This is a genomic window from Cyanothece sp. BG0011 (assembly GCF_003013815.1).
Lineage (GTDB): Bacteria > Cyanobacteriota > Cyanobacteriia > Cyanobacteriales > Microcystaceae > Crocosphaera.
Genome location: NZ_PRLH01000127.1, coordinates 1 through 7,163, shown reverse-complemented (window position 1 = coordinate 7,163; position 7,163 = coordinate 1). Strand labels below are relative to the sequence as shown.

The following is a 7,163-nucleotide window of genomic DNA, read 5'->3' as shown; positions in this document are numbered from 1 at the left end:
GACATTGAACTGAAACGGAGAACAAAATCTAATGAGTGCAACCACAGTCAAAAACCTAGTCAACCAACCCTATAAATATGGCTTTGTTACTGACATTGAAGCTGATACCATTCCTCGTGGTTTAAATGAGGATGTCATTCGTCTTATTTCGGCCAAAAAAAACGAACCTGACTTTATGCTGGAGTTTCGTCTCAAAGCTTATCAGCAATGGTTAAAAATGACCGAACCCACCTGGCCCCATGTCAATTATCCAAAAATTGATTACCAGAACATTATCTATTATTCTGCGCCAAAACAGAAGAAGGAGAAACTAAAAAATTTAGACGAAGTTGACCCGGCTTTATTAGAAACCTTTGAAAAGTTAGGTATTCCTTTATCTGAACAGAAACGGCTTAGTAATGTAGCGGTAGATGCTATTTTTGATAGTGTGTCAGTAGCAACCACTTATAAAGAAAAATTAGCCGAAGAAGGGGTTATTTTCTGTTCTATTTCCGAAGCATTAGAAGAACATCCTGAGTTAGTTAAAAAATATCTCGGTAGTGTTGTTCCTGTGGGGGATAATTTCTTTGCGGCCTTAAACGCTGCGGTGTTTAGTGATGGTTCTTTTGTGTTTATTCCCAAAGGGGTAAAATGTCCCATGGAACTGTCTACTTATTTTCGGATTAATAATGGAGATACGGGACAATTTGAACGTACCTTAATTGTGGCAGAAGAAGGGGCATCAGTTAGCTATTTAGAAGGCTGTACCGCACCCATGTATGATAGTAATCAACTCCATGCTGCGGTAGTAGAATTAGTCGCTTTAGATAACGCAGATATTAAATATTCTACGGTACAAAATTGGTACGCCGGTGATGAAAATGGGAAAGGCGGAATTTACAATTTTGTGACCAAAAGAGGACTCTGTAAAGGGGTGAATTCTAAGATTTCTTGGACTCAGGTAGAAACCGGTTCTGCTATTACTTGGAAGTATCCCAGTTGTGTGTTAGTGGGGGATAATTCCGTAGGAGAATTTTACTCTATTGCTTTAACGAATAATAAGCAACAAGCTGACACGGGAACCAAGATGATTCATATTGGAAAAAATACTCGGAGTACCATTATTTCTAAAGGTATTTCTGCTGGAAACTCCAAGAACAGTTATCGGGGTTTAGTGCAGATGGGACCCAAAGCAAAAGGGGCGAGAAATTACTCCCAATGTGATTCAATGTTAATTGGAGATAATGCAGAAGCTAACACCTTCCCCTATATTCAAGTTGATAATAATACGGCTAAAGTTGAACACGAAGCTTCGACTTCTAAGATAGGAGAAGACCAACTTTTCTATTTTGCTCAACGGGGTATTTCAGAAGAAGATGCAATCTCAATGTTAGTCAGTGGTTTCTGTCAAGATGTCTTGAGCGAATTACCTATGGAATTTGCCTCAGAAGCTGATAAATTATTGAGCTTGAAGTTAGAAGGAACTGTCGGATAGACAGTGAACAGTAACCAGTTATCAGTGACCATTTATTAAATAATGATCACTGTTATTTTTCAAGAATTAAACAATCAAGAAAAAGCAATGAGTGAAGTTATCTTATCCGTTAAAAATTTGACTGCTAATGTCGAAGGGACTCCGATTTTAAAAGGAGTCAACCTGGAAATTAAAGCAGGTGAAGTTCACGCCATTATGGGCAGAAATGGCTCAGGGAAAAGCACTTTATCTAAGGTTTTAGCCGGACATCCTGACTATGAAATTACCGGTGGTGAAGTGCTGTATAAAGGGGAGAATATCTTAGAGAAAAGCCCCGACGAAAGAGCATTAGAAGGAATATTTTTAGCCTTTCAATATCCCCTGGAAATTCCAGGAGTGAGTAATTTAGACTTTTTAAGAGTAGCCTATAATGCCCGTCGAAAACATTTAGGGTTAGAGGAAATTGACACCTTTGATTTTGAAGATTTAGTCGAGGAAAAATTAGAGGTTGTCAAGATGAATGCTGCTTTTCTAGACAGAAGTTTAAATGAGGGGTTTTCTGGGGGTGAAAAGAAGCGTAATGAAATCCTACAAATGGCCTTATTAGAACCCACATTAGGCATTTTAGACGAGATTGATTCAGGGTTAGATATCGACGCTTTAAAAATTGTTGCTAACGGTGTTAATCAGTTGAGTAACCCTGATAATGCTTTCTTATTAATTACTCATTATCAACGGTTATTAAACTATATTGAACCTCATCATATTCATGTTATGTATGATGGCCAAATTGTTACCAGTGGCGGTAAAGAATTAGCCCTAGAATTAGAAGAGTCAGGGTATGACTTTATCGAAGAGAAATTACTGGCACAAGCGTAAATGATAAGCAATTTCTAGGGGGAAATTATGATTAGCCCCTAGAAATTGATAGAGGAAAATAATAGTAACTTTAGAATAGTTGAATTAGGGATTAATTAAGAAGATAAATTGATTAGTATCGCTTGTTTTTTTTGATAGTTTATAAATGAAAATAAAAAATAAGTGAAAACAGACAGTATTTTTTATCAACTGTTTCAAACCTTTCCTCGTTGTTTCTTTGATTTACTAAATCTTCCTGCAGAAACCGTTAATGATTATCAATTTTCTTCGGTAGAAGTCAAACAACTAGCTTTCCGTCTTGATGGGGTATTCCTTCCCAATAGTCAAGATAAATCCATCTACTTTGTTGAAGTACAATTTCAAAAAGATAATAAGTTTTACTCCCGTTTTTTTAGTGAAATATTTCTCTATCTTCATCAAAGTGAATTAAACAATAATTGGCGAGGTGTCATCATTTATCCCAACCGTAGAGTAGAAAATATAGAAGTTTCTCGTTATCAAGAATTATTAAACTCAGAGAGAGTATGCCGTTTTTATTTAGATGAATTAGCTACAATAGAAACAGTAGGAATAAAAACCCTAAAATTAATTATTTCCTCAGAAAAAGAAGCGATTCCACAAGGAAAAGCGTTAATTCAAAAAGTAAAGGAAGAATTTAGGGATGCTAAACAACAGGAAAATATTTTACAATTAATAGAGACAATCTTAGTGTATAAACTGCCCTTAGTTAATCGTCAGGAGATAGAAAAAATGTTTAGTTTGAGTGATTTAAGAGAAACCAAAGTGTATCAGGAAGCTTTAGAAGAAGGAAGACTACAAGGAGAATTAGTTGCTAAACAAAACTTAATTCTCCGTCAACTTAATCTAAAAATAGGTAAAATTTCTCCTAACATTCAAGCAGAAGTTAAACAGTTAACTTTGACAGAATTAGATAATTTAGCCCTTGCTTTATTCGATTTTTTAAATGTAGAAGATTTACAGCAGTGGTTAACATCCCATTAAATAATGCAAAGTCCGTTTCAAAATAATCAAACTACTGAGTAAAAAGATACAAAAAATACTTGCATTTTTCCCTATTTTATGATTAATTTTTGAATAATTTTACCTCTCTATAACAAAAGTTGTTCACCTCACCCGAATTAGTCGTAAACTATATAGTTGAAACAATCGGAAGGAGTTAGCGCGTGGAACGCACATTTATCATGATTAAACCCGACGGGGTACAACGGGGACTGGTGGGTGAAGTCATCAGTCGTTTTGAAGCCAAAGGGTTTACCCTGGTGGGACTCAAATTAATGTCAGTATCCAAAGAATTAGCCGAAGAACATTATGACGTGCATAAAGAACGTCCTTTCTTTGGCAGTTTAGTGGAGTTTATCTGTTCTTCCCCTGTGGTTGCCATGGTGTGGGAAGGAGAAGGTGTGGTAGCTTCTGCGCGGAAACTCATCGGCGCAACTAACCCCTTATCGGCCGAACCTGGAACCATTCGGGGCGATTTTGGTGTTAGTGTGGGACGGAACTTAATTCATGGTTCCGATGCCATTGAAACGGCCCAACGGGAGATTAGTCTCTGGTTTAATGACAAAGAGTTAAGCAGTTGGGACCCGACAGTTAAAACTTGGTTATACGAATAGATTTTCAGGGTAGCCCTTTGACTAGAGTGTTTTCTCTTTGTGAAAGGGCTACTTGTTATAAAAAATACTAAGAAGAATCAACCCAATAACAAATACAATTACGTCCATTCTCTTTGGCTTCATAAAGCGCATTATCCGCTTCTTTGATTAATTCTTGATATTGCTCTATTTGTTTCGGAATCTTACAACTAACACCCATACTAATGGTAACGTGGTCACTCACTAGGGAATTTTCGTGGGGAATGTTCATCGTCTCAATGGCGTTTCTAATCATTTCTGCTAATATTAATGCCCCATTTAAATCAGTATTGGGTAAAAGAATGACAAATTCTTCTCCTCCGTACCTTGCTACCACATCAGAAGGACGTTTAACCTGTCTTCTGATGGTTTGGGCGACTGTTTGTAAACAACTATCTCCTCCTAAATGACCATAGGTTTCATTATAAATTTTAAAGTAATCAACATCGCAGATAATAAGAGAAATTTCTGATTTTTCTCGTCTCCCTCTCTGCCATTCTCGGTATAAAGCCTCATCAAAATAACGACGATTAAAAATCTGGGTTAAGCCATCTAAATTAACCAATGATTTTAATTTTCTTAGGGCTTGTTGTAATTCTATGGTTCTCTGTTCAACTCGTTTTTCTAAGGTTGTACGAGCTTCTTTTAATTCTGTAATATGTTCATCAATCCACTGAATTAATTGATTGATAGAAGTGGCTAATTTTCCGACTTCATCTTGAGAGGTGACTGGAGTTCGTAATTGAAAGTTTGATTCTTGGATAACTCGTTGGGAAATACGGGTTAATTCTTCTAGGGGATAAGCAATTATTTTACCTGTATATATGGCAGAAATAGTAGAAATAATCAAAGAGATAATAATACTACTAACTATTATTTGTATTCTTAAAAAATTTGCTTTTATCATTTCTCTCTCAGCCGTTTTTTGATGTTCTTGAGCAGAATTAATTACTAAGGATAAAATCTCTGACAGCTTTTCAAATTGAATTTCAATAGTTTGCATTTCTTTGCTTTTGATAAGCTCTATCACCCTATCTTGATTATTCAATTGACGATTATTGGTAGAAATTGGGGTAATAGTTTCCCAAAGAAATTGAACATTTTTTTTATATTCATTTAAATAGTATCTATATTGTTTAATCAACTTTTTTATTTCTTGATTATCTAAACTGTTATTATTTTTATCTAAAAAATAATTTATTTCTGATAAAGTATGATTAATTTTTTGACTATTTAAAATAAATTTATTTGTTTCGTATTCAAACCAAATAGAATCATCAACAACCACAATTAAGGTTTTAGGATGGGAGCGAATTTGTAAAATATGATTATGCAGTTGAGATAACAAAAGAATTTTTTGATTAGCTAATTGTAACTTATGATAAGCCTTTTTTTCATAATAATCCCCTAAAGCGAGTCCTGAAAGAATTCCGAAGATAAAAATAGTAATTACAATTACATAACCATATTTTATTTTGTCACCAATCTTACTCTGGTTTAAGATTCTTTTTAATTGATTAGGAACAAACATAAAAATAATGTCTCAAAATAAATGGTCGATTACAATTAATTTCATAGCAAAAATAACTATATAAATGAAGCTCCAAGAATAGACAATTAGTATTTTTCTATACTAAAATTGTAAAGTATTGGTCAAGATGATAACTGAATATGACCAAATATAAACTAAAAATTCATAAAAAAAGGATTGAAACGATTATATAACTTGAAGAGACGTTATTTAAAAAAATATTATTGATCAATTAAAACTCGATTAAATGCTATATTGTCATCTATCATAGGTATGATTATCAATAAAAAAAATATATAAATATAACTTCTGATCATAACAGATTATCACCATTATGCTTATGGACTTAACCCTCAAAAAAATCTTCCTTAACCTTAATCATTTCCAGAATATGAAAAGAAGAAAATTATTAGTTTACGCTTTATTATTTCTGACAGGGTGTATGTCCAAACGAAAATTAAACCGAACCCCTGTCATTTCTTCTACTGCCATTCTTCCGCAAACCTTACGCTTTGCTGTTACAGATGCAGTGGCAATAGGAGAATTAGAAAAAAAATACGAACCCTTCAGACAAGTTTTAAGTCAAGTATTAAATAGTAACATTGAGTTTTTTCCCGTTAATAATTATTTCAAAGCAGCAGCAGCTTTAAATACCCATGAAGTTGATTTAGTTTGGGCCGGACCTTCTGAATATGTTGTCATTCAAGCAAGAAGTAATGCAGTTCCCGTGATTGCTGTAAAACGGGTGAATTATCAGACAGTGATGGTTATTCGTAAAGACAGTGGAATCAAATCATTAACAGACTTAAAAGGAAAAACAATTGATTTTGAACATAATGGTTCAACTAGCACTCATTTAGGAGGAATAAAACTGTTAATGGATGCTGGTTTAAACCCTCAAACTGATTTTAAATCTATCATGTCGGGAGACGATAGTTTAATACCTTTAATTAAAAATAGGGTAGATGCTTGTTCTAGGAATCCTTATCGTTATCAAGCCGCTTTAGAAAAAGATAATTTATCAAAGGCTAATTTTCCCATTCTTGCTAAAGGACAACCTTTACCTAATGATGTGTTAATTATGGGTAGTCATATTAAATCAGAAGTTGTTAATTATATTAAGCAATTAATGCTAGAAAACCAGAAGCAACTCATCGAAGCTATTTTATCGGTTGAAGCTTTAAAAAATAAGTTTCAAGGTTCCACTTTAGTCCCAGCCAAAGATGAAGATTATAATATGATTCGGGACGTTTATCGTGCTATGGGACAAGGAAATTTTTTATTAAAATAAATACAAATTCAGTATTATTGAGTCATCTATTAACTTTTTTTAAAGCGACTTTGTGCTTGTTTAAACGCTTCTTTCATCACCGCTTGAATTTTATCAGGATTGGGTTTTTTCCCTCCCATTAAATCCCCAAAATAAACACAAGCTCCTTCTCCTAACGCCCAAGTATAAGCCCCGGCCCAAGAGGCAGCAATAATACTACCAAATCCTGGAATAAACTTAATTAATTCTCGTCCGATAGACTGGGCCAAAAATCCTCCTGCGATCGCACTTACCACCCCACCAGCTTGAGAGGGACTCAAAATCTGTCCGTAAAGTTTCCCCAATAATGTCACCTGAGACACTTGTAAGGCGGTTAAA

The 7,163-nt window shown here is 34.4% G+C and carries 7 protein-coding genes; 5 read left to right on the top strand and 2 right to left on the bottom strand.

Annotated elements, in window-relative coordinates:
* The first annotated feature begins 31 nt into the window (after nt 1-31).
* The 4 genes from sufB to ndk all read left to right on the top strand — a co-directional run bounded on the left by sufB (nt 32) and on the right by ndk (nt 3,966).
* Nucleotides 32-1,474: a Fe-S cluster assembly protein SufB gene (gene sufB, locus C4E06_RS15995; protein WP_107668970.1), complete on the top strand. Its 1,443-nt coding sequence runs from the start codon at nt 32-34 to the stop codon at nt 1,472-1,474.
* 87 nt (nt 1,475-1,561) lie between these two features.
* Nucleotides 1,562-2,332, top strand: coding sequence for a Fe-S cluster assembly ATPase SufC (gene sufC / locus C4E06_RS15990; protein WP_107668971.1), 771 nt, complete (start codon nt 1,562-1,564; stop codon nt 2,330-2,332).
* A 162-nt stretch (nt 2,333-2,494) separates the two neighbouring features.
* Complete coding sequence (locus C4E06_RS15985; RefSeq protein ID WP_107668969.1) at nt 2,495-3,334, top strand: Rpn family recombination-promoting nuclease/putative transposase; 840 nt, start codon at nt 2,495-2,497, stop codon at nt 3,332-3,334.
* Between the two features lie 182 nt (nt 3,335-3,516).
* A complete protein-coding gene (gene ndk / locus C4E06_RS15980) occupies nt 3,517-3,966 on the top strand; it encodes a nucleoside-diphosphate kinase (protein ID WP_107668968.1) in 450 nt (149 codons plus the stop codon).
* A gap of 67 nt (nt 3,967-4,033) precedes the next feature.
* Here ndk and C4E06_RS28820 read toward each other — a convergent pair whose 3' ends face one another.
* Nucleotides 4,034-5,515, bottom strand: a complete 1,482-nt coding sequence (locus tag C4E06_RS28820; RefSeq protein WP_107668967.1) for a diguanylate cyclase domain-containing protein — start codon at nt 5,513-5,515, stop codon at nt 4,034-4,036.
* Nucleotides 5,516-5,906: 391 nt separating this feature from the next.
* Here C4E06_RS28820 and C4E06_RS15970 point away from each other — a divergent pair, with 391 nt between their 5' ends.
* Nucleotides 5,907-6,806: a PhnD/SsuA/transferrin family substrate-binding protein gene (locus C4E06_RS15970; protein ID WP_198648736.1), complete on the top strand. Its 900-nt coding sequence runs from the start codon at nt 5,907-5,909 to the stop codon at nt 6,804-6,806.
* 29 nt (nt 6,807-6,835) lie between these two features.
* Here C4E06_RS15970 and C4E06_RS15965 read toward each other — a convergent pair.
* The coding region (locus C4E06_RS15965; RefSeq protein WP_370051345.1) for a YcjF family protein at nt 6,836-7,163 on the bottom strand (328 nt) is incomplete at its 5' end.